This window comes from Holophagales bacterium (assembly GCA_016719485.1).
Taxonomy (GTDB): Bacteria; Acidobacteriota; Thermoanaerobaculia; order UBA5066; family UBA5066; genus UBA5066.
In genome coordinates, this window is the sequence record JADJZB010000022.1 from 76,309 (window position 1) to 96,642 (window position 20,334).

Here is a 20,334-nt window from a genome sequence, read left to right on the forward strand (position 1 = left end):
CGCGCTCGCGCCAGGCGGTGCTCGTCGCGGTCGTCCTGATCGGGGCGGGGTGCGGCCTCGTGGCCGTCGCGTTCCACGGCGCGATCGAGTTCGTCCGGGCCCTCCTCGTCGGCACGGCTATGGACCGGACGAGCGGGCTCGTGCGCGGCGCGCTCCTCGTCACCTTCCCCGCCGCGGCCGGGGCCCTCCTGGCCTGGCTCGTTCCCCGCCTGGCGCCGCGCGCCGGGGGCGGGCTCGCCCTCGTGCGGAGGGCGTACGCGGGAGAGCCCTCGACCCTCCTCGACGGGCGGACGCTCGTCGGCGCGTTCGGCGCGAACGCCCTCTCGCTCGGCGCCGGGACGCCCCTCGGCCCCGAGGGGCCGACCGTCGTCCTGACGAGCGGATTCGCCGTGCGGGCCGCACGCGCCCTCGGGCTGCCGGGTCGCATGGTCCGCGGGATGGTGCCGATCGGCACCGCGGCGGGGATCGCCGCCATCTTCAGCGCGCCGATCACCGGTGTCGTCTTCGCGCTCGAGGAGATCCTGGGGGCGGCCTCGCGCGGCGTCCTCGGCGGCTCGCTCCTGGCCGCCGTCGCGGCGGCCGTCGTCGAGCGGACGTTCCTCGGAGGCGAACGGCTCCTTCCCGCCTCTCCCGCCCGGTGGGGCGACCTGCGCGAGCTCCTCGGCTTCGCGGTCCTCGGCCTTCTCTGCGGGGCGGCGGCCGGGTGGCTTCCGCGCGTCGTCCCGATCCTCCAGAAGGGCCTCACGAAGCTCGTGGAGCGGGCGGGGCGCGGCGCGTTCGTCGCGCGCGGCGCGATCGCCGGGGCCGTCGCGGGCCTCCTCGGCGTCGTGGCGCCGGAGACGCTCGGCATCGGCTACCCCGCCGTCGCCGAGTGGCTCGGGGGCGGGGGGACCGGCCCGCAGGCGGCGATCGCGTTCGCCGCCAAGCTCGCGGGGGTCGCCCTCGCGCTCGCGGCGCCGCTCGTGGGCGGCATCTTCGCGCCGTCGCTGTTCCTCGGGGCGTCCCTCGGCGCCGCTGCCGGGCACCTCGGGCAGTTCCTCTTCCCGATGGCGCACGTCGAGCCGGGAGCCTGGGCCCTCGTCGGGATGGGAGCGTTCTTCGCGGGCTTCCTCAGGACGCCGATCGCGTCCGTCCTGATCGTCTTCGAGGTGACGGGCGACTACGGCCTCATCCTGCCGCAGATGCTGGCGGTCGTCCTCGCTTCCGTCGTCGCGCGCCGGATCTCGCGCGAGACGCTCGTCGAGCGGGCCCTCGGGCCCGGGGCCGCGCGGCGCTCCTTCGACGGCGCCGACCCGCTCGCGCGCCGGCGGGTGCGCGACGTGATGACGACCGAGCTCCGCGCTCCGCGCGCGTCGATGACGGCCCTCGAGGCGGCGCGGACCGCCGCGGGGACGCGGCACGAGCAGTACCCCGTCGTCGACGAGGACGGCGTCCTCGCGGGCATCCTCTTCGCGAGAGACCTCGACGCCGCGATTCTCGAGAACCGTCAGGACACGAGCGCCGGGAGCCTCGCGCTCCCCCCCGTCCTCGTCCTCACGCCCGACCTGACGCTCGCCGATGCCGCCCTCCGTCTCGCCCAGGCCGGCGAGACGCGCGCCCCGGTCGTCGCGTCTCTCGAAACGCAACGGCTCGTCGGCTTCCTCTCGTCGTCCGACCTGATCCGCGCGCGGCTCCACGTTCACGAGGAGGAGGGCTCGGGCCCGTCGATGGCGGACCTCGGATGAGCGCGCGCGGGGCCGGCGCCGCGCCGGCACTCGCTCTGCTGCTCGCGGTCTCCGGGTGTCGCGCGGGAGAGACGCCCCCCGGCAACGGCGTCACGCTCCGGATGCTCGTGCCGGCGAACGAGCGCCCCTTCTGGATGCCCCTCACCGAGAGCTTCACGAAAGCCCGTCCGGGGACACGGATCGTCCTCGAGGAGGGCCCGGTCCCGACGGACCTGCGCGAGAGCCTGACGACCGCGGCCCTCCTCTCTGCGGACGGCGCATTCGACCTCGTCTACCTCGACGTCACCTGGACCTCGAAGCTCGCGGCGGCCGGCTGGCTCCTCCCGCTCGACGGCGAGATCGGCGAGGCGGAACGCTCCGCCTTCCTCCCGCAGGCGCTCGCCGCCGGGTTCTTCCGCGGTCGCCTCTACCGCATCCCCTTCCGCACCGACGTCGGGCTCCTCTACTACCGCGCCGACCTCCTCGCGGCCGCGGGGATCGCCCCGCCCCGCACGTTCGCCGAGCTCGAAGCCGCCGCGCGGCGCCTCCAGTCGCCGCCGGAACGCTGGGGGTTCCTCTGGCAGGGGGCCCAGTACGAGGGGCTCGTCTGCTTCTTTCTCGAGGTCCTGCACGGCCACGGCGGCTCCTGGATCGACCCGGGGACGCTCGAGGTCGGCCTCGACAGGCCCCAGGCCGAGGCCGCGCTCTCCTTCCTCCTGCGCGCCCGCGCACCGGGCGGCATCAGCCCGCAGGGCGTGGCCGCGTACAAGGAGGAAGAGACGCGCCACCTCTTCCAGTCGGGACGCGCGGTCTTCCTCAGAAGCTGGCCCTACGTCTGGCGCCTCGCGCAGCGCGAAGGCTCCGCCGTGGCGGGGAAGATCGGCGTCCTCCCCGTGCCGACCCTCTCGGGCGACGCGGGCTCGGGGACGCTCGGCGGCTGGGGCCTCGCCGTGGCCCGCTCCTCGCGCCACCCCGCAGAGGCGCTCGCCTTCGTCCGTCACGCGACGACGCTCGAGAGCCAGCGGCTCTTCTGCGAGGCGACCGGCTTCGCGCCCGCGCGGGCGGACGCGTACGAAAACCCGGCCCTGCTCGCCGCGAACCCGTTCCTCGCCGACCTGAGGCGGATCCACGCCGGCGCGACACCCCGGCCCGTCATCGCGCGGTACGCGCAGGCGTCCGACATCCTCCAGCGACACCTGACGGCCGCCCTCGCGGGTCTCTCGACGCCGCGCGCGGCGCTCGCGTCCGCAGCCCGCGAGACGCGCCTCGTCATCGGGGACGCGCCGTGAGCGCCGGGACGCTCGCCGCGCGGGCGCGACGCGAGCGCGTGCTCCTCCTCGCGCCGGTCCTCGTCCTCCTCGCGCTCGTCGTGGCGATCCCGGCGCTGCGCGTCGTCTACCTCGGTTTCACGCGGACCGGGCTCGACGACGCCGTCGTCTCCTCCTGGGCCGGGCTGGCGACGCACGCGCGGACGTTCGGCGATGGGCGATTCCTCGGCGCCCTCCGGAACACGGCGCTCTTCACGAGCCTCTCCGTCCTCCTCGAGGTGACGCTCGGGACGGCGCTCGCGCTCCTCCTCGACCGGCCGTTCCGCGGGCGGGGGGGCCTGCGCGCCGTCGTCCTCGTCCCGTGGGCGCTCCCGACGTCGGTCATGGCGCTCGCGTGGGCCTGGATCTTCCACGACACGTTCGGGATGGCGAACGACCTCCTCGCCCGCCTCGGCCTTCTCGGGGAGCCGGTCGCCTGGCTCGCCCAGCCCGCGACGGCGATGGCGGCGCTCGTCGTGGCCGACGCCTGGAAGGCGACGCCGTTCGTCGCCCTCATCGTCCTGGCCGGCCTGCAGGGGATTCCCTCCGAGGTCCTCGAAGCCGCGCGGGTCGACGGCGCGGGCGCGTTCCAGCGCTTTCGGCGCATCACCCTCCCGCTCCTCCTTCCCTCGCTCGTCGTCGCCACGCTCTTCCGGGCGATCCAGTCCTGGGGCGCCTTCGACATCGTCTACGTGATGACCGGGGGCGGGCCGGGAGGCTCGACGGAGACGCTCGCCCTCTACGCCTACCAGAGCTGGTTCCGCTACCTGGACTTCGGCTACGGCGCCGCGATCGCGGTCCAGGGAATGCTCCTGGCGCTCGTCCTGGCGGCGGTCGTCGTCCGGCTCGCCTCTCACAGGGAGGTGGAATGAGGCGCCGCCCCCTCGCTGCGGCGGGCCTGGCGCTGGCGATCGTGCTCGCCGCCGTCTGGAGCCTCGTCCCCGCCGCGTGGCAGGCGCTGACGGCCGTCAAGCCCGACGCGCAGATCACGTCGGTCCCCGCCGTCTGGGTCCCGAACCCACCAACGGCCGAGCACGTCCGCGCGCTCTGGGAGAGGAAGCCCTTCGCGCGCTACCTCGCCAACAGCGCCGGGATCGCGCTGGCGGCGACGCTCCTCTGCCTGGCGGCCGCCGCCCCCGCGGCCGCCGCGCTCTGCCGGATGCGGCCACGCGCGCGGAACCGGTGGCTCCTGGGGCTCCTCCTCGTCTCCCTCTTCCCGCCGATCCTCCTTCTCTTCCCGCTCTACGAGGGAGTGCGTCTCCTCGGCCTCGTGAACTCTCCCCTCGCGCTCGTCTTCCCCTACGCGGCCTTCGGCCTGCCGCTCGCCGTATGGGTCCTGGAGGCCGGATTCCGGGAGCTGCCGAAGGAGGTGGAGGAGGCCGCGACTCTCGACGGCCTGGGCCCGCTCGGGCGCCTGCTGCGCGTCCAGCTCCCGCTTGCGGCCCCGTCCGTGACGGCCGCGGCGCTCCTGACGTTCATCGCGTCGTGGAACGAGTTCCTCCTCGCCCTCAGCTTCACGACGCGCGACACGAGCCGCACCGTCACCGCCGGGATCGCCAGCGTCTCGGGCGCCTCGCTCTACGAGGTGCCGTGGGGGCAGCTCTCCGCGGCGATCGTCCTCGCGACGCTCCCCGTCGTCCTCCTGGTCCTCGTCTTCGAGCGGCGGATCTCGGGCGGGCTGACGGGGGGCGCGGTCAAGGGCTGAAGCCCCCCCGGGAATCGCGAAGGCCCGCCGGGTTTCCCCGGCGGGCCTTCCGTTCTCACCTGGTGAAGAGGGAGTGTCAGTCCTTGTACTTGACGACGAGGAACTTCTCGCCGGACCAGAACTTCGCCGCGTCGACGATCTTGAAGGTCGAGTTCTTCTCGTCCGCCGCGACGAGCTCGTAGCTCCCCTGTGGGTGCGAGGAGATGACCTGGATCTTCTTGAGCGGGGCCGCGATGGCGAACTCCGTCTCCTTCGTGATGTCGATCTCCTTGAAGAGGTCGGTGTCGAACTTCCCGGTCTGCACCCAGCTGCCGCGCATGCCGAGGAAGGCGCCCTTCTTCTCGATGACCCCCGCGGCCTGAAGCTCCTTCTGGCCGGCGATCGCGACGTGCGCCGTGTTGATCGTCTTCGTCTGGGTCTCGATGACCGTTTCCTTCTCCGCGATCGTCGCCGTCTGCTGCTCGACGGTCTGGGTCAGCCCGAGCACCTTCGTCTCGAGCTCGCCGATCATCGTCTCCTTCTCCTCGAGGGACTTCTTCATCTCGCCGATGAGGCGCTCCATCGAGGTGACCTGCCCTTCGAGCTCGGTGACCTTCTTGCCGGAGGCCTTCGCCTTCGCGAGGGCGTCCTTCTTCTCCTGCTCGAGCCTGGCGAGCTTCTCGAGGTTCTCCTTGATCGCCTTGCGGATCGCCTCGATCTCGGTCTTCAGCTCGTCGCGCCGGGTGCTGCGCGGCTTGCCTTCCTGGACGACCTCGATCGAGCTGCGGACGATCTGGAGCTCCTTGGCGCGGAGCTCCTCGAGGCTCGTGGCGACCTCGTCGAGGGTCACCTGCATCTCGGTGCTCTCGACCCCGGCCGACGTCAGCTGCCCTTCGAGCTGCTGCTTCTCCTGCGAGAGCTTCTGGTTGTCGGTCTTGAGCTGCTCGATCTCCTTCTTCCAGCCGCAGCCCCCGAGGGCGAGCGCGGCGGCGAGGATCCCTGCAAAGGCGACGCGCGTCGCGGTGATCCCGTGGGTCATGGTCTTCCTCCTCATCTACAGAGCGGTCGTTGGTTATGGGTGACGGGCAAGACTACCCCAACCCGGGGCCGGAGGGTCCAGGGGCCGTCGACCTGCCCTGCCAGGCCCCCGACACCGTCCTCCACGGGTCCTCTCCCGCGCGGAAGCCGCTCGAAGACAGTTACATAGGCCTTTGCCAGCCGGCCCGTTGAAACCGAGTCGCGGGCTCCCGCGTAGTATTCGCTGACCGAACGGTCAGGGAAGTGACTCGATGGTTGGTACACGACGAAAGCTGAGGGAAGTCCTCGAGCCGGTGCGAATCCGGGAGATCGGCGAGGCCACGCTCCGGGTCGTCGCGCGCAAGGGGGTCGAGGGGACGACGATGCAGGAGATCGCGGACGAGGCGGGCCTGGCGAAAGGGACCCTCTACCTCTACTTCGAGAACCGCGAAGAGCTGGTCGTCCACGTGGCCGAATCGGCCTTCGAGGAGCTCCAGCTCGCTGTCGCCGAAGCGCTCGGCGGGCAGGGAGCCATTCCCGAGAGGCTCGAGGCCGCAATCCTGACCCACGTCGCGTTCTTCGAGCGGCGCCGGGACCTGTTCCGGCTCTTCCTCTCCGTCGCCCACCCCGGGCCCGGCGCCGAGCGCTCCGCGCGGCACGCACGCAGCTGCAACCCGCTCTACCGCGCCTACCTCGACCTTCTCGCCTCGTTCTTCTCCGAGGGCCAGGCCCGCGGGGAGATGCGCCCCTTCCCCCCCGACCGGCTCGCCCTCTTCGTCGCCGAAGGGATCGCGGGCCTGATCCTGCGAAGGCTCGGGGAGACCGACCCGCCCCCCGTCGAGGAGGACGTGCGGCTCGTCGTCGACACGCTCTTCTGCGGCATCACCGCCAGGAGGATCGCTTGAACCTCTCGAGAGGACACCACCGGGCCGCGCTCGCAGCGGCCATGATTCTCCTTTCCGTATCGCCGCCCGCCCCCGCCGAGGGGCTCACGCTCGCCGACGCGTTCGAGCGGGCCCTCTCCTCGAACCTCTCGCTGGAGAGGGCACGGCGCGAGCTCCCCGCCGCCGACGCAGAGCGCAAGGCGATTTTCGCGGCTCTTCTCCCGAAGGTCGCGGCCGCCGGGAACCTCGGGCTCAACAGCACCGAGGTCTCGTTCGGCGAGCCGCCGGACGACCGGACGGTCCTCCCGAAGCAGGACTGGGACTACCGGGTCGTCGCCGTCCAGCCGCTCTTCGCTGGGCTGCGCGAGAAGCGCGCCTACGACCAGTCGAAGCTCGCCGTCGAGGGGGCGCGCGAAACGGGCCGCGGCGCGGAAGAGGACGTCCTTCTGCGTGTCGCCACCGCGTTCGCCGCAGCCGCCGGGAGCGAGGCGCTCGTGGACGTCGAGACGCGCAACGTCGCCCTCGTGGCGCAGCGGAAGAAGCAGGCGAAGGACCTCTTCGAGGCCGGAGAGACCACCCGCGTCGACCTCCTGCGGGCCGAGGCCGACGGCAAGGCCGCCGAGGAACGGCTCATCTCGGCCCGGCAGGGGCTCGAGGAAGCGCTCGGCCGGCTCCGGGTCGCCCTCGCCCTCGACGGTCCGGTCGACGTCGACGCCGGCTCGGCTCTCCTCCCGCCGCTCGGGCCCGAGAGCGATCTCGTCGCGTCGGCCCTCGCGCGACCCGACGTGAGGCAGGCCGAGCTCGCCTTCTCGTCCGCAGGGATCGAGGTGAAGAAGCAGCGGGGTGCATACCTCCCCGTCCTCTTCGCAGAGGCGGGGTACGTGAAGCAGAAGCGCGCCTTCCCCGTAGACGAATACGGCTACGGCGCCCTCCGCTTCTCCGTCGACCTGTTCCGCGGCGGCGAGACCGCCGCCCGCGTGGCCGCAGCCCGCGAGCGCGAGACGCAGGCCCGGCTCGCCGTGGAGGAGCTCCGGCGCGAGGTGAAGGAGGAGGTCCAGGTCGCCCTGCTCGCCGTCGAGGCGGCGCGGGCACGGACGAAGCTCGCCGACGAGCGGTTGAGCGCGGCCCAGGCCGACTACGACCAGACCTTCGAGCAGTACCGCAGCCAGCTCCTGACGACCCTCGACGTCCAGTCCGCCGAAACGTCGCTGGCCGAGGCCCGGCGCGGCCGCATCGCCGCCCGCCTCGGACTCTTCCTGGCCGAGGTCCGCACGTTCCACGCGGCCGGCGTCCTCGCCCCCGCCACCCGCAAGGAGACCGCCCGATGAGCCCGAGACCGATCCCCGCCGCGCTGGCGGCCCTTCCACTCGTCCTCGCCCTTTCCGGATGCGGCCCGAAAGGCCCCGTCGCCGCGCCGAAGGAGACCACACCCGCCGCCCTCCCCGACGACGTGAAGCCGCTCGAAACGGCTCTCGCGCCCGCACCCGCCACAGATCCGGCGGCCGCCGCCGCGGACGAGCGCGTTCTTCTCGCCACCGGCGAGTTCATCCCGCTCGTGCGCTCCGAGCTCGTCGCCCGGGTCACCGGGCGCGTGGCGCAGGTCCTCGTCGACGAGGGCGCGCGGGTCGCGATGGGCCAGCCGTTGCTGACGCTCGAGACCGAGTACCTGAGGCTCGACGCCGCCCGTGCCGAGGCCGAAGTGGCCCGCGCGGCCGCCGTCCTGGCCGACGCCGAGCGCGATTTCGGCAGGAAGAAGGAGCTCGTGGCAAAGGAGTCGGTCGCCCCGGCCGCCTTCGAACGCTCGCAGGCCGCCTTCGAAGGAGCGAAAGCGTCCCGCCTCGGCGCGCAGGCGGGCCTCGACCTGGCGAAACAGCGCCTCTCCGACGCCGTCCTGCGCTCCCCGATCGACGGCGTCGTCCTCGAGAAGCGCGTCGACGTGGGGGAACGCCTGAGCGAGGGGACGGTGACGTTCGTCGTCGTCCAGACCGCGCCGCTCAAGCTCCGCTTCCGGGTCCCCGAGCGCTTCCTCGGCGCCGCCGAGCGGGGCGCCAAGGTGCGGGCCACGGTCGACCCGTACCCGGGAGAGACCTTCGACGGCACCGTCTCGGTCGTCGTTGCCGCCCTCGACCCGGCGAGCCGGACGTTCGCCGTCGAGGCGCTCTTCCCGAACCGCGACGGGCGCCTGCGCCCCGGGCTCTTCGCGCGCGTCGAGCTCGAGCGTCCGGCGGCGAAACGGTAAGGCCAGGGTCCCGAGGTGAACAAGCTCGCCGAGCTCTGCGTCAAGCGGCCCGTCTTCGCGGCCGTCATCGTCCTCGCCCTCGTCGTCATCGGGCTCTTCTCGTACCGCCGCCTCGGCGTCGACCGCTTCCCCAACATCGACTTCCCGTTCGTCTCCATCTCGACCCGCCTCGTCGGCGCCGCGCCCGAGGAGATCGAGACGGAGGTGACCGAGAAGATCGAGGAGGCGGTCAACACGATCAGCGGCATCGACCAGCTCCTCTCGGTCTCGGCCGAGGGGGTCTCGGTCGTCACCGTCCAGTTCGTCCTCGAGAAGGACGGCGACGTCGCCGCGCAGGAGGTGCGCGACCGCGTCAACGCCGTCCTCGCCGACCTCCCGCGCGACGCCGACCCGCCCGTCATCGAGAAGATCGACCCCGACGCCACCCCCCGTCCTCTCCGTCGTCCTCTCCGGCCCCGCACCGATCCGCGACCTGACCGAGTTCGCCGACAAGAAGTACCGCCGCGCCCTCGAGTCGGTCCTCGGCGTCGGCCAGGTCCGCGTCATCGGCGGCCGCGCCCGGCAGGTCAACGTCGTCGTCGACTCGAACCGCCTCTCGGGCCTCGACCTGACGGTGGCCGACGTCGTCCGCGCCCTCCAGACCCAGAACGTCCAGGTGCCGGGCGGCAAGGTGGAGCAGGGGGTGAAGGACTTCACGCTCCGGACCTACGGCCGCGTCTCGACTCCCGGCGAGCTCGGGTCGATTCCCGTCGCCGTCCGAAACGGCGAGCCGGTGCGCGTCGCCGACGTGGCGACGATCCGCGACACCGAGGCCGAGGTCGAGACGCTCGCGAGCCTGAACGGCACGCCCGCCGTCGTCCTCCAGGTCCGCAAGCAGTCGGGGACGAACACGATCGAGGTCGTCGAACGGCTGAAGGAGCGGATCGACGCCCTCGGAGAGCAGCTCCCGAAGGGGTGGAAGACCGACCTCGTGAGGGACCAGTCCGAGTACGTCGTCGCGGCCGTGGACGCCGTCAAGGAGCACCTCGTCCTCGGGTCGATCTTCGCCGCCCTCGTCGTCTGGGCCTTCCTGCGAAAGCTGCGCCCCACGCTCATCGCGGCGGTCTCGATTCCCGCCTCGCTCATCGCCACGTTCGCCGCCATCGACGCGATGGGCTACTCGCTGAACGTCATCACGCTCCTGGCGCTGACGCTCGCCGTCGGCATCGTCGTCGACGACGCGGTCGTCGTCCTCGAGATCATCTTCCGGCACATGGAGGAGAAGGGGGTCGGCCCCGTCCAGGCCGCCGTCGAGGGGACTCGCGAGATCGGCATGGCGGTCGTGGCGATGAGCCTCTCCCTCATCGCCGTCTTCCTCCCCGTCGCCTTCATGGGAGGGATCGTCGGGCGCTTCATGGCGTCGTTCGGCGTGACGATGGCGTTCGCAATCGGCGTCTCGATCGTCGTGGCCTTCACGCTGACGCCGATGCTCGCCTCCCGCTGGCTGAAGCACGAGGACGTCGAAGGGGAGGAGAGCTCGCGCCAGCGCGGCTTCTACCCGGTGGTCGAAAACGCGTACATGACGATCCTCGAATGGTCGATGGCCCACCGCTGGGCCGTCGTCGTCGTGATGGCCCTCGTCCTGGCCTCGACCGTCCCGCTCGGCATCGTCGCCAACAAGAACTTCCTCCCCGTGGACGACGAAGGGCAGTTCGACGTCATCGTCCGGGCCCCCGAGGGGTCGAGCGTCGAGACGACCCGGGCGATCCTGGAGTCGATCGCGGCGCGGATCCGTCCGATTCCGGGCGTCGCCGCGACCCTCCTGACGATCGGGGACGACGCCCAGATCACCCAGAACCTCGGGTCGGTCTACGTGAAGCTCGCGCCCGTCGGCGACCGGAAGGAAGACCAGTTCCAGATCATGGACCGGGTCCGCAACGAGGTGATGCCGCAGTACGCGCGCCTGAACCTCCGCGCGCAGGTGACACCCGTGAACGCCTTTCGCGGCGGGTCGAACGCCGAGATCCAGTTCTGGATCGGCGGTCCCGACCTCGCGCAGCTCGGCGAGTACTCGAAAGCCCTGCTGGAGACGATGAGGTCCGTCCCCGGCGTCGTCGACGTCGACACGAACCTCATCGACGGCAAGCCCGAGCTCGGGGCCCGGATCGACCGCGCCAAGGCGGCCGACCTCGGCGTGAACGTCCAGGACGTCGCCACGACGCTGAACGTCCTCGTCGGCGGGCAGAAGGTCTCCGACTACTACGAAGGGGGCGAGCAGTACGAGGTGCGCGCCCGCGCCGAGGAACGTGACCGCTCCTCCGCGGCGGCCCTCGCGCAGGCCCGCGTCCCGGCGGCCAGGGGGACCGTCGCCCTGCGCGACGTCGTGACGCTCGAAGAGGGGACGGGCCCGTCCCTCGTCAACCGGATCGCCCGCCAGCGGCAGGTCCTCCTGACGGCGAACGTGAAGCCCGGCTACTCGTCGCAGGCGGTCATCGACGCCCTGACCGCGAAGGCGGCCGACCTGAAGATGCCCGCCGGCTACACGTCGGGGCTGACGGGGCGCTCGCGCGAGCAGGGGAAGGCAGCGTCGGCGTTCCTCACCGCCTTCGTCCTCTCGATCATCTTCATGTACCTCATCCTCGCGGCGCAGTTCGAGAGCTGGGTCCACCCCGTCTCGATCCTCCTCGCGCTGCCGCTCACGGTGCCGTTCGCGCTCCTGTCGATCGTCGTCCTGAACCAGTCGATCAACATCTTCTCGTCGCTCGGCATCCTCGTCCTCTTCGGCATCGTGAAGAAGAACGGCATCCTGCAGATCGACAACATGATTTCGCTCCGGGACCAGGGCGTGGAGCGCGAAGAGGCGATCCGCCGCGCGAACCGCGACCGGCTCCGGCCGATCCTCATGACGACCCTCGCCTTCGTCGCCGGCATGCTCCCGCTCGTCGTCTCCTCAGGCGTCGGCTCGGGGACGAACCGGGCGATCGCGAGCGTCATCATCGGCGGGCAGACGCTCGCGCTCGTCCTCACGCTCGTCGGAACGCCGGTCGCCTACAGCCTCTTCGACGACTGGTCGACGAAGAAACCCCTGAGGACGTTCCTCGGGAGGTTCGTCCCCGCGCTGGGCCCCTCCCGGTCCGCTTCGTGACGACCGCGCGCGGTGCGATGATTCCTCCCCGATAGAAGGAGCAGCCGGCCATGTCGAACGTGCGAACGAAACGCGGGACGATCGCGATCCTCACCGGGGGAGGAGACGTTCCCGGCCTCAACCCCGCCATCCGGGCCCTCACCGTCCGCGCCCTGCGAGAAGGCTACCGGGTCCTCGGCATCCGCCGCGGCTGGGCGGGGCTCATAGAGCTGCACGGAGACCGGGACCGCCCCGACGGCGACTGCGTCGTCGAGCTGTCCGAGGAGATCGTCAACAAGGTGGGACGGACAGGGGGGACCTTCCTCCACACCTCACGGACACGACCTTCCCACGTCCCGAAGGCGAACGTCCCGGAGCATCTTCGTGACAGGTACACCGAAGACATGAACGACCTGACCCCCGAGGTCCTCGCGAACATCGGCAAGCTCGGGATCGACGTCCTCGTCCCGATCGGCGGCGACGACACTCTTTCCTACGGCGTTCGCCTCCACAAGGAGGGGGTCAAGGTCATCGCCATTCCGAAGACGATGGACAACGACGTCCCCGGGACCGACTACTGCATCGGCTTCTCGACCTGCGTCACCCGGACGATCGAGATGACCCACGCGCTCCGGACCTCGGCCGGGAGCCACGAGCGATTCCTCGTCATCGAGGTGTTCGGGCGCTACGCCGGTTTCACGGCCCTCCTGCCGACGATGGCGGGGGCCGCGAACCGTTGCGTCATCCCCGAGCACGCCTTCGACGTCGACCGGCTCGCCGAGCTTCTCATCGCCGACCGCGACTCGAACCCCAGCCGCTACAGCGTGGTCCTCGTCTCGGAGGGGGCAAAGATCGCCGGGATGAACGAGATGGTCTTCTCCGACCAGGAAAAGGACGCCTACGGGCACAAGAAGCTCGGCGGCGTCGGCGACCTCGTCGCCGAGAAGCTCAAGCAGCTCTCGCCCAAGCATGCCGGAGGCCGGCGCATCAACACGATCAGCCAGCGGCTCGGCTACCTCGTCCGCTGCGGCGACCCGGACGCCCTCGACTCGATCGTCCCGATGGCCTTCGGGAACCTCGCGATGGACCTGATCCTGGAGGGGACGTACGGCCGGCTCGTGAACGTGAGGAACGGCCGGTACGACAACGTCCCGGTGGACGTCGTCACGAGCCGAAAGAAGACGGTCGACCTCGACAAGCACTACATCGTCGACCGCCTCCGGCCTCGATACGAGAACTTCAACAACAAGCCCGTATTCATCATGACGAGCGACTACTGAGACGCCGGCCCGTGACCATCCGCTGGTACCTCGGCCCGGGGGAGGAGACGTGATCCGGCTCTACGGCTTCGTCGAAGGCGGGCTCCGGGCGCTCCACCTCGGGACGGGGGGAGAGGCCACGGGCCCCGAGTGGGACGCCGTCGGGTGGATCGACCTGCTCGACCCCACTCCCGAGGAAAAGGCATGGGTCGAGCAGACGTGGGGCATCGAGGTCCCCTCGCGATCCGAGATGCGCGAGCTGGAGGCCAGCTCCCGTTGCTACCAGGAGCAGGAGAGCCTTCACCTCCTGACGGCGTTCGTCGTGACCGACCCGGGCCCGGCGCGGACGGTGGACGTCTGGTTCAACCTCCACCACGGCCGGCTCTTCACCGTCCGCCCGGAGAGGCTCTCCCCGTTCCGGCTCTTCCGGCTCCGGGCCCAGAGCCAGCCGGAGGAGGTGCGCGAGCCGATCGACATCCCGCTCGGGGTCATCGAGGCGGAGATCGACGTCCTCTCCGACGTCCTGGAAGCCGCTTACGCCCGCCTCGAGCGGGTGAGCCGCGCCGTCCTGACGGAAGGGGCCCGCGACCTCGAAGACCTCCTCGAGAAGCTCGCCGCCGAGGAGGACCTCCAGGGGAAGACCCGTCTCGTCCTCCTCGACCTGCGCCGGAGCCTCACGTTCCTCATGCGCTACGTCGTCGGCACGACGCCCCGCGCCAACGTCATCAAGGGGGCGCTGCGCGACATCGAGTCGCTCACGAGCCACTCGGGGTTCGTCTTCGAGAAGGTCAAGTTCCTGATGGACGCGACGATGGGGTTCATCAACCTCGAGCAGAACAAGATCATCAAGATCTTCTCCATCGCCGCCGTCGTCTTCCTCCCGCCGACGCTCGTGGCGAGCATCTACGGGATGAACTTCCGCGTCCTGCCGGAGCTTGCGTGGCCGCTGGGCTACCCCTTCGCCCTCGTCCTGATGGTCCTGTCCGGGATCGCCCCCTACTGGATCTTCAAGCGGAAGGGGTGGCTGTAGGCCCTCAACCCTGGCGCTTCAGCTCGGCGAGGAGCCTCCGCAGCGTCGCGTCGCCGTCGTCGGGCGGAAGGGGGCAGGAGCCCGCCCCGCGGTGCCCGCCGCCGCCGAAGAGCGACATCGTGTGCCCGATGTCGCTCCAGCTCGACCGCTCGAAGATGTTGTGCCCCACCGTCGCCATGACCGCTTCGCGCCGCGGCCCCCACTGCAGCCGAACCGAGATGGTCGCCTCGGGGAAGAGCGTGTAGACGAGGAAGCGGTTCCCGATGGGAATCTCGGACAGCCCCCGGAAGTCGGTGACGACGACGTTCGCCTCGACACGGGAGCAGGCCAGGAGCGCCGCCCGGAACTTCTCGTCCTCGGCCCGCATCCGCTCCACGCGCTCGACGACCTGCGGCGTCTTCAGGACGGCGTCGAACGGCATCGACCGCAAGGCCATCCCGAGGAACAGGAAATAGTCGCGGAAGGTTCCGAGCCCGGTTCGGGAGTCGATCGTGAAGCCGAGGAGGAGGACCCGCTGCGGGCTCAGGACGTCCTGGCGGGTCAGGTTCGCCGAGTCGAGCCGGTCGGTCCCCTCCAGGAGCTCGCCATACCGCTCGAAGATCCTCGGGCCCCGTTTCTCGACGTAGTAGTCGTGGACGAGCCGGGCGGTGGACGGTGCGATCCCGTGCCGCCCCTGGAACCCCTCGGCGGGCCTGAGGTTGGCGTCGACGAGCTCGTGGTGGTCGAACCAGAGCGCGCAGCGCGGATGGTACGGGAGGTTCGCGAGGACGTCCGCCTCGTGGACCTCGAACTGACCGTCGGTCAGGGCCTGCGGGTGGACGAGCTCGATCGACTCGATCTTCTCGACCGAGGTGATGAGCACCGAGCAGGTGAGGCCGTCGAGGTCTCCGCGGGTGACGAGGCGCATGTCGGGCCCGTGATTCTCTCCCCATTCGCGAAACCGGACCAGTCGGGACCGGAAGATCGTGCGGGCGGGAATTAGAGTTGACGCCCCTTCCCGGGTCGAAATAGTGTCCAACCTTCCATACGATTTCTTTTCACCCCGTCCCGTGCGCCCCCCTCACCGGGACCCATCCGAGCGGAGGAGAATCCAGATGAAGCCAGGTCGTTCGCTAGCCGCGATGGCGGTGCTCGCCGTCGCCATGATCCTGGGCCCATCGGCCAACGCGCTGGCCCAGGCCCCACGCATGGCCGAGTCGGCGGCCAAGCAGGTCGCGGCCCTGCGCGGCATCAAGGAGTCCCGCTCCGCCAGCGACAGGAAGGTTTCCTCGCGGCTCTACAACGCGGTCCTCTTCCAGCGTGCCGATCCCCGGCTCGCGGCCCTGCCCACCTTCCGGTTCGTCAAGCCGAACGCGGACGGGACGATCCTCGTCGACATCGATACGACGATCGGCGCGGCCATGAAGCCGATCATGTCGGCGATCGACGCTCTCGGAGGCTCCACCACGAGCGCGAGCGCGCGGTATCGCGCCATCCGCGCCAGGGTCCCGCTCGACAAGATCACGACCCTCGCCACCCGGACCGACGTCCTGAAGATCCAGCTCGCGCAGCCGATGCTCACGAACAAGATCAACACCTCGGAGGGCGACGTCACCCACCGGGCCGCGGCGGCCCGGAACTTCTTCGGGGTCGACGGGACCGGGATGAAGGTCTGCGTCCTCTCCGACGGCGTCGACTCGCTCGCGGCGCTCCAGGCGAGCGGCGACCTTCCCGCCGTCGACGTCCTTCCCGGGCAGGCCGGGACCGGCGACGAGGGGTCGGCGATGCTCGAGATCATCCACGACCTCGCGCCCGGAGCCACGCTCGGCTTCGCCACGGCCTTCAGCACTCCCGCGGACTTCGCGCAGAACATCCAGGACCTGCGATTCGTCGCTGGCTGCGACGTCATCGTCGACGACATCATCTATCTCTACGAGTCCCCCTTCCAGGACCTGGAGATCGCCGAGGCCGTCAATACCGTCACGGCGGACGGCGCCCTCTACTTCTCTTCCGCAGGGAACGAGGGAAACAAGAACGACGGGACGTCGGGCACGTGGGAAGGCGACTTCGCAGCGAGCGCTCTGGCGCTCCCCGCGCCTCTCGCCGGAACGGGTGCGGCCCACGATTTCGGCGACGGCGGGCAGTCGATCACCGTCACCGGCGGATCGAACTACCTCATCCTGCACTGGGCCGACCCGTTCGGGACGGCGGCGAACGACTACGACGTCTACGTCATGGACCCCGGTCTCACCACGATCTACGACGCCTCGCTCGATGTCCAGGACGGAGCCGGGGGAGACGACGACCCGATCGAGTTCGTCAGCCCCATCTACCTTGACGATCGCGTCGTCATCATCCAGTCCCCGGGCGCCGCCGACCGGATGTTCAACCTCATCGCCTTCCGGGGCGAGCTCGACCCGGCTCTGTCGACCTCCGGCACGACACGCGGCCACAGCGCCGCGGCGGCCGCGTTCAGCGTCGCCGCCGTCGACGTCGCGACCGCCGGTGTCGGCCCCTTCGTCGGGGGCGTGACGAACCCCGTCGAGACGTTCAGCGCCGACGGCCCCCGCCGGATCTTCTTCGACGTGAACGGCAACCTCCTCCCCGGCGCCCCCGCCGCCAACTTCTCCACAACCGGCGGCGTCGTCCGCCAGAAGCCCGACATCGCCGCCGCCGACGGCGTCGCCTGCGCGGCCCCCGGCTTCAACCCGTTCTTCGGCACGTCGGCCGCGGCCCCGCACGCCGGCGCGATCGCGGCTCTCATCTGGCAGGCATTCCCGGCCTACACGCCGGCCCAGATGCGCACGGCCCTCGTGAACAACGCCCTCGACATCGAGGCTGCCGGCGTCGATCGCGACTCGGGCGCCGGCATCGTCATGGCGTACGAGACGCTCCTGGCGCTCGGCGCGCCGCCCGCGGCCAACCTGACGGCCGGGGCCGCGGTCCGGGCACAGGTCGCCGGCGACGGCGACGCCTACATCGAGAACGGCGAGGACTGGAGCCTCACGATCCCGCTGACGAACGCCGGTGGCGCCAGCGCCACCGCGATCTCCGCGGTCCTGACGTCGTCGACGCCCGGGGTCTTCATCCTCTCCGGAGCTTCCTCCTACGCCGACCTCGCGGCGACAGTCTCCGGGAACAACACGACGCCGTTCGTCTTCGGCGTCGGCTCGACGGTCCCCTGCGGCGCGACGCTCCAGTTCACTCTCACGGTCACGTACACCGGCGGCCCGAGCCCGAAGGTGCTCGCCTTCACGCTCCTGAACGGGTCGCCCGGAACCCCGGTCACGTTCACTTACGCCGGTGCCGCCGTGCCGATTCCCGACGGGATCGGGGCACTCCCCGGCGCCGTGGTTTCGGTGCCACTCGCCGTGGCCGCCATTCCAGGCAACGTCTTCGACGTCGACCTCCGGATCGACGGGGCCACGTGCGACACGACGACCGGGTCCACGACCGTCGGCATCGATCACAGCTGGGTCAACGATCTGCAGATCTCCCTCGAGTCACCGACGGGCACGATCGTCATGGCCATCAGCAATACCGACGGAAGCGGGAACAACTTCTGCCAGACGGTCCTCGACGACGAAAGTGCCGGCGCGAGCATCCAGTCCGTCGTCACGGCAAACGCCCCCTTCACCGGGACCTTCACGCCCAACGCGGCCCTCTCCGCCTTCGACGGAGAGACGGCCAACGGTACCTGGAACCTCAGGGCCCAGGACTTCTTCCAGTTCGATACCGGCAGCATCCGCGCCTTCTCTCTGACCATCACCCCCGCGATCTGCGACGCGCCGATCGCCGCGCCCGTCATCACGGCGACGAAGGCCATCACCGGAGGCAACCAGGCGGACGGCGGCGACGTCGTCTACACGATCACCCTGACGAACACCGGCACCGGCGGCCAGCCCGACAACGCCGGGAACGAGTTCACCGACCTCCTCCCCGCCGGCCTCGTCGTCGGCACCCCCACTGCGAGCACCGGCACCGTGTCCGGCGTGGGCGTCAACCCTGTGATCTGGAATGGCGCCATTCCGGCCGGCCAGTCGGTGACGATCACGATCCCGTGTGACATCGACCCCGGCACGACGGGGCAGACGATCTCCGCGCAGGGGACGGCCCTCGTCGATGCGAACCGCGACGGCACGAACGAGCTCTTCGTTTCCACCGACGCCCCCGGCGGCGGCCCGAGCGAACCGACCGTCTTCATCGTCCTCGCCCCGCCCGCGCCCATCGTGACCGCCACGAAGTCCGTCGCGGGAATGCAGCTCATCGGTACGACCGTCGTCTACACGGTGACGCTGACGAACTCCGGCACCGCCGACCAGCTCGACAACCCGGGCGACGAGTTCACCGACACGCTCCCGGCACTCCTGACGGTCGGAACCCCCACGGCGAGCTCCGGAATCGTCTCGGCGGCCGGCGCGAACCCGGTGACCTGGAACGGGACGATCCCGGCCGGTGGCTCGGTCGTCATCACGATCCCGGCGACGATCTCCATGACCGCGGCCGGGCAGATCATCAGCAACCAGGGTTCGGCGAGCTTCGACGCCAACAACGACGGCACCAACGAAACGACCGTCCTCACCGACGCGCCGGGCGGCGCGGCGGGTGACGCGACGAGCTTCAGGGCGCTGGCCGAAATTGCGGTCCCGACCCTCTCCGGAGCCGGCCTCGGTATCGCCGGACTCCTGATGGCCTGGGCCGCGATCTGGAGCCTGCGGCGCATCTTCCCGGCGAGCCAGGGGTAGGCCGCACGCCGTAGAAATTTCCTCTCCGTTCTTCACGGCGCCCCGCCACCCGGCGGGGCGTCGTCGTCTCCGGGCCGTCGCTGCGCGCGGGCAGGAGACCCGGCCGGTGAGGCCCGGTCGGCTAGAACCGCCCGCGCACGCCGACCTGCACGAGCGTCTCGCGGGCTCTCTCGGAAGAGCCGACGAGCGCGCGGGCCGGGCGGGCCGAATCGACCGAGAGGAGCTCGAGGAGTACGGACGTCCGCCGGTCGAGCTCGAAGGACCAGGCCGCGGTCCAGGCATCGCCCTCCTCGTCGTTCGGGTCGGCCGCAACGTACCGGTCCTCGTCCCGCACCCGGAACTCGTCGTAACGGACCGAGAGGCGGTGGGGCCCGCGGGTCGCGCTCACGAGGAGGTACCAGGTCCTGTAGTAGGCGTCGACGGCCTCCTCCGGTCCCATGACGCTCCACCCGTCCACGAACTGCCCGAGGACTTCGACGCCTCGCGACAGGCGCAGCTTCGCGCCCACCCCCGAAAAGCGGGTCTTCCACGCGTACTGCCCGTCCTCGATCGCCAGCGGGTCGCCCCGGTTGTCGTAGAGGAGCGCCCGCAGCTCGAGGCGCTCGGGCAGGACGTACGACGCCGCGGCGTACCAGCCGGCCCGCCCGTCCACCTCCCGGAACGGCGCGACCCAGGGGTCCTGCGCCGGGAAGATCCCGTCCTGCTCGAAGGTGGGGAGGGCCGCGAGCGGGAGCCTGTCGGAAAACCCGGACTGCCGGTCGCCCATCGCCCAGCCCCGCCACGCGAGAAGGCTCCCGCACGGGTCGTTGCCGCCGAAGACGGCTCCCGTGAACGTGAGATCCGAAGTCGGGAGGAACACCTCGAGCGAGGCCTCCAGGCCCGTCACGCGGACTTCCTCGCCGATCCACGCGTTCAACGCCGAGGGCGTCAGCGTCCTCGTCGGGCTCCAGGCAACCCCGTCGTTCTCGAGCGAGAGCGGCGGGAAGAAGTGGCCGCCCTTGAGGCGCACACCGAGCGCGTTCGAGAGCCGCGGGCGCCAGGAGACCCAGCCCTCGACGAGGTCCAGGCCGGCCAGGCCCGACACGGGGTAGGAACCGGTATCCGCGCTGACGTGGGCGTACGCCCGCAGCTCCTCGCCGAGGCTCGCGCGGAAGACCGCCGCCGACTGTGCCAGGGCGAGCACCGTCCTCGGCTCACCGTCCTCCCCACCCCAGCGGAGCTTGCCGAGCCCCCCGTCGAGCCACCCGGTCGTCTGGTCCGTGCGGGCGGCCCGGAGGTCGACGAGGCCGCCGACGCGGAGGCGGAATCCCTCCGCCTCCGCGACCCCTGCCACGAGGAGGCAAGCTGCAAGAAGGCGCCGCCCGCGCATCCCGCTTTTCCGGGC

14 protein-coding genes and 1 pseudogene are annotated in these 20,334 nt (G+C 70.9%); 12 read left to right on the forward strand and 3 right to left on the reverse strand.

The features are described from left to right. The first annotated feature begins 17 nt into the window (after positions 1-17). From IPN03_15275 to IPN03_15290, 4 genes are read left to right on the forward strand one after another with little or no spacing between them, the layout of a single operon-like run. Positions 18-1,724, forward strand: a complete 1,707-nt coding sequence (locus IPN03_15275) for a chloride channel protein (protein ID MBK9375040.1) — start codon at positions 18-20, stop codon at positions 1,722-1,724. Further along, complete coding sequence (locus IPN03_15280) at positions 1,721-2,992, forward strand: ABC transporter substrate-binding protein (protein MBK9375041.1); 1,272 nt, start codon at positions 1,721-1,723, stop codon at positions 2,990-2,992. The genes IPN03_15275 and IPN03_15280 overlap by 4 nt, the downstream gene beginning before the upstream one ends. After that, the gene (locus tag IPN03_15285) at positions 2,989-3,882 is read left to right on the forward strand and encodes a sugar ABC transporter permease (GenBank protein MBK9375042.1); all 894 of its coding nucleotides are present in this window, start codon (positions 2,989-2,991) and stop codon (positions 3,880-3,882) included. The genes IPN03_15280 and IPN03_15285 overlap by 4 nt, the downstream gene beginning before the upstream one ends. Next, positions 3,879-4,715, forward strand: a complete 837-nt coding sequence (locus tag IPN03_15290) for a carbohydrate ABC transporter permease (GenBank protein MBK9375043.1) — start codon at positions 3,879-3,881, stop codon at positions 4,713-4,715. Before IPN03_15285 ends, IPN03_15290 begins: the two co-directional genes overlap by 4 nt. 76 nt (positions 4,716-4,791) lie before the next feature. On the opposite strand, the gene IPN03_15295 is transcribed toward IPN03_15290, so the two are convergent. Then, the gene (locus IPN03_15295) at positions 4,792-5,733 is read right to left on the reverse strand and encodes a hypothetical protein (GenBank protein ID MBK9375044.1); all 942 of its coding nucleotides are present in this window, start codon (positions 5,731-5,733) and stop codon (positions 4,792-4,794) included. Between the two features lie 250 nt (positions 5,734-5,983). Between IPN03_15295 and IPN03_15300 the strand changes: the two genes are divergently transcribed. The 7 genes and pseudogenes from IPN03_15300 to corA all read left to right on the forward strand — a co-directional run bounded on the left by IPN03_15300 (position 5,984) and on the right by corA (position 14,226). After that, a complete protein-coding gene (locus IPN03_15300) occupies positions 5,984-6,616 on the forward strand; it encodes a TetR/AcrR family transcriptional regulator (GenBank protein MBK9375045.1) in 633 nt (210 codons plus the stop codon). Continuing rightward, a complete protein-coding gene (locus IPN03_15305; GenBank protein ID MBK9375046.1) occupies positions 6,613-7,923 on the forward strand; it encodes a TolC family protein in 1,311 nt (436 codons plus the stop codon). The genes IPN03_15300 and IPN03_15305 overlap by 4 nt, the downstream gene beginning before the upstream one ends. Continuing rightward, entirely contained in the window at positions 7,920-8,834 is a 915-nt protein-coding gene (locus IPN03_15310) for an efflux RND transporter periplasmic adaptor subunit (GenBank protein ID MBK9375047.1), read from the forward strand. The genes IPN03_15305 and IPN03_15310 overlap by 4 nt, the downstream gene beginning before the upstream one ends. A 15-nt stretch (positions 8,835-8,849) precedes the next feature. Further along, positions 8,850-9,257 (forward strand): annotated as a pseudogene (locus IPN03_15315) (efflux RND transporter permease subunit). Between the two features lie 40 nt (positions 9,258-9,297). Continuing rightward, entirely contained in the window at positions 9,298-11,958 is a 2,661-nt protein-coding gene (locus tag IPN03_15320; protein MBK9375048.1) for an efflux RND transporter permease subunit, read from the forward strand. 50 nt (positions 11,959-12,008) lie between these two features. Continuing rightward, the gene (locus IPN03_15325) at positions 12,009-13,217 is read left to right on the forward strand and encodes an ATP-dependent 6-phosphofructokinase (GenBank protein MBK9375049.1); all 1,209 of its coding nucleotides are present in this window, start codon (positions 12,009-12,011) and stop codon (positions 13,215-13,217) included. A gap of 49 nt (positions 13,218-13,266) precedes the next feature. Further along, positions 13,267-14,226 (forward strand): magnesium/cobalt transporter CorA, encoded by a 960-nt coding sequence (gene corA / locus IPN03_15330; GenBank protein MBK9375050.1) that lies wholly within the window; start codon positions 13,267-13,269, stop codon positions 14,224-14,226. A 4-nt stretch (positions 14,227-14,230) separates the two neighbouring features. Here corA and IPN03_15335 read toward each other — a convergent pair whose 3' ends face one another. Continuing rightward, positions 14,231-15,133: an exopolyphosphatase gene (locus tag IPN03_15335; protein ID MBK9375051.1), complete on the reverse strand. Its 903-nt coding sequence runs from the start codon at positions 15,131-15,133 to the stop codon at positions 14,231-14,233. 187 nt (positions 15,134-15,320) lie between these two features. On the opposite strand from IPN03_15335, the gene IPN03_15340 reads away from it, so the two are divergent. Next, the gene (locus tag IPN03_15340; protein ID MBK9375052.1) at positions 15,321-18,950 is read left to right on the forward strand and encodes a S8 family serine peptidase; all 3,630 of its coding nucleotides are present in this window, start codon (positions 15,321-15,323) and stop codon (positions 18,948-18,950) included. A 121-nt stretch (positions 18,951-19,071) separates the two neighbouring features. Here the strand turns inward: IPN03_15340 and IPN03_15345 are convergent, their stop codons facing one another. After that, the gene (locus tag IPN03_15345) at positions 19,072-20,319 is read right to left on the reverse strand and encodes a hypothetical protein (GenBank protein ID MBK9375053.1); all 1,248 of its coding nucleotides are present in this window, start codon (positions 20,317-20,319) and stop codon (positions 19,072-19,074) included. Positions 20,320-20,334: the final 15 nt, after the last annotated feature.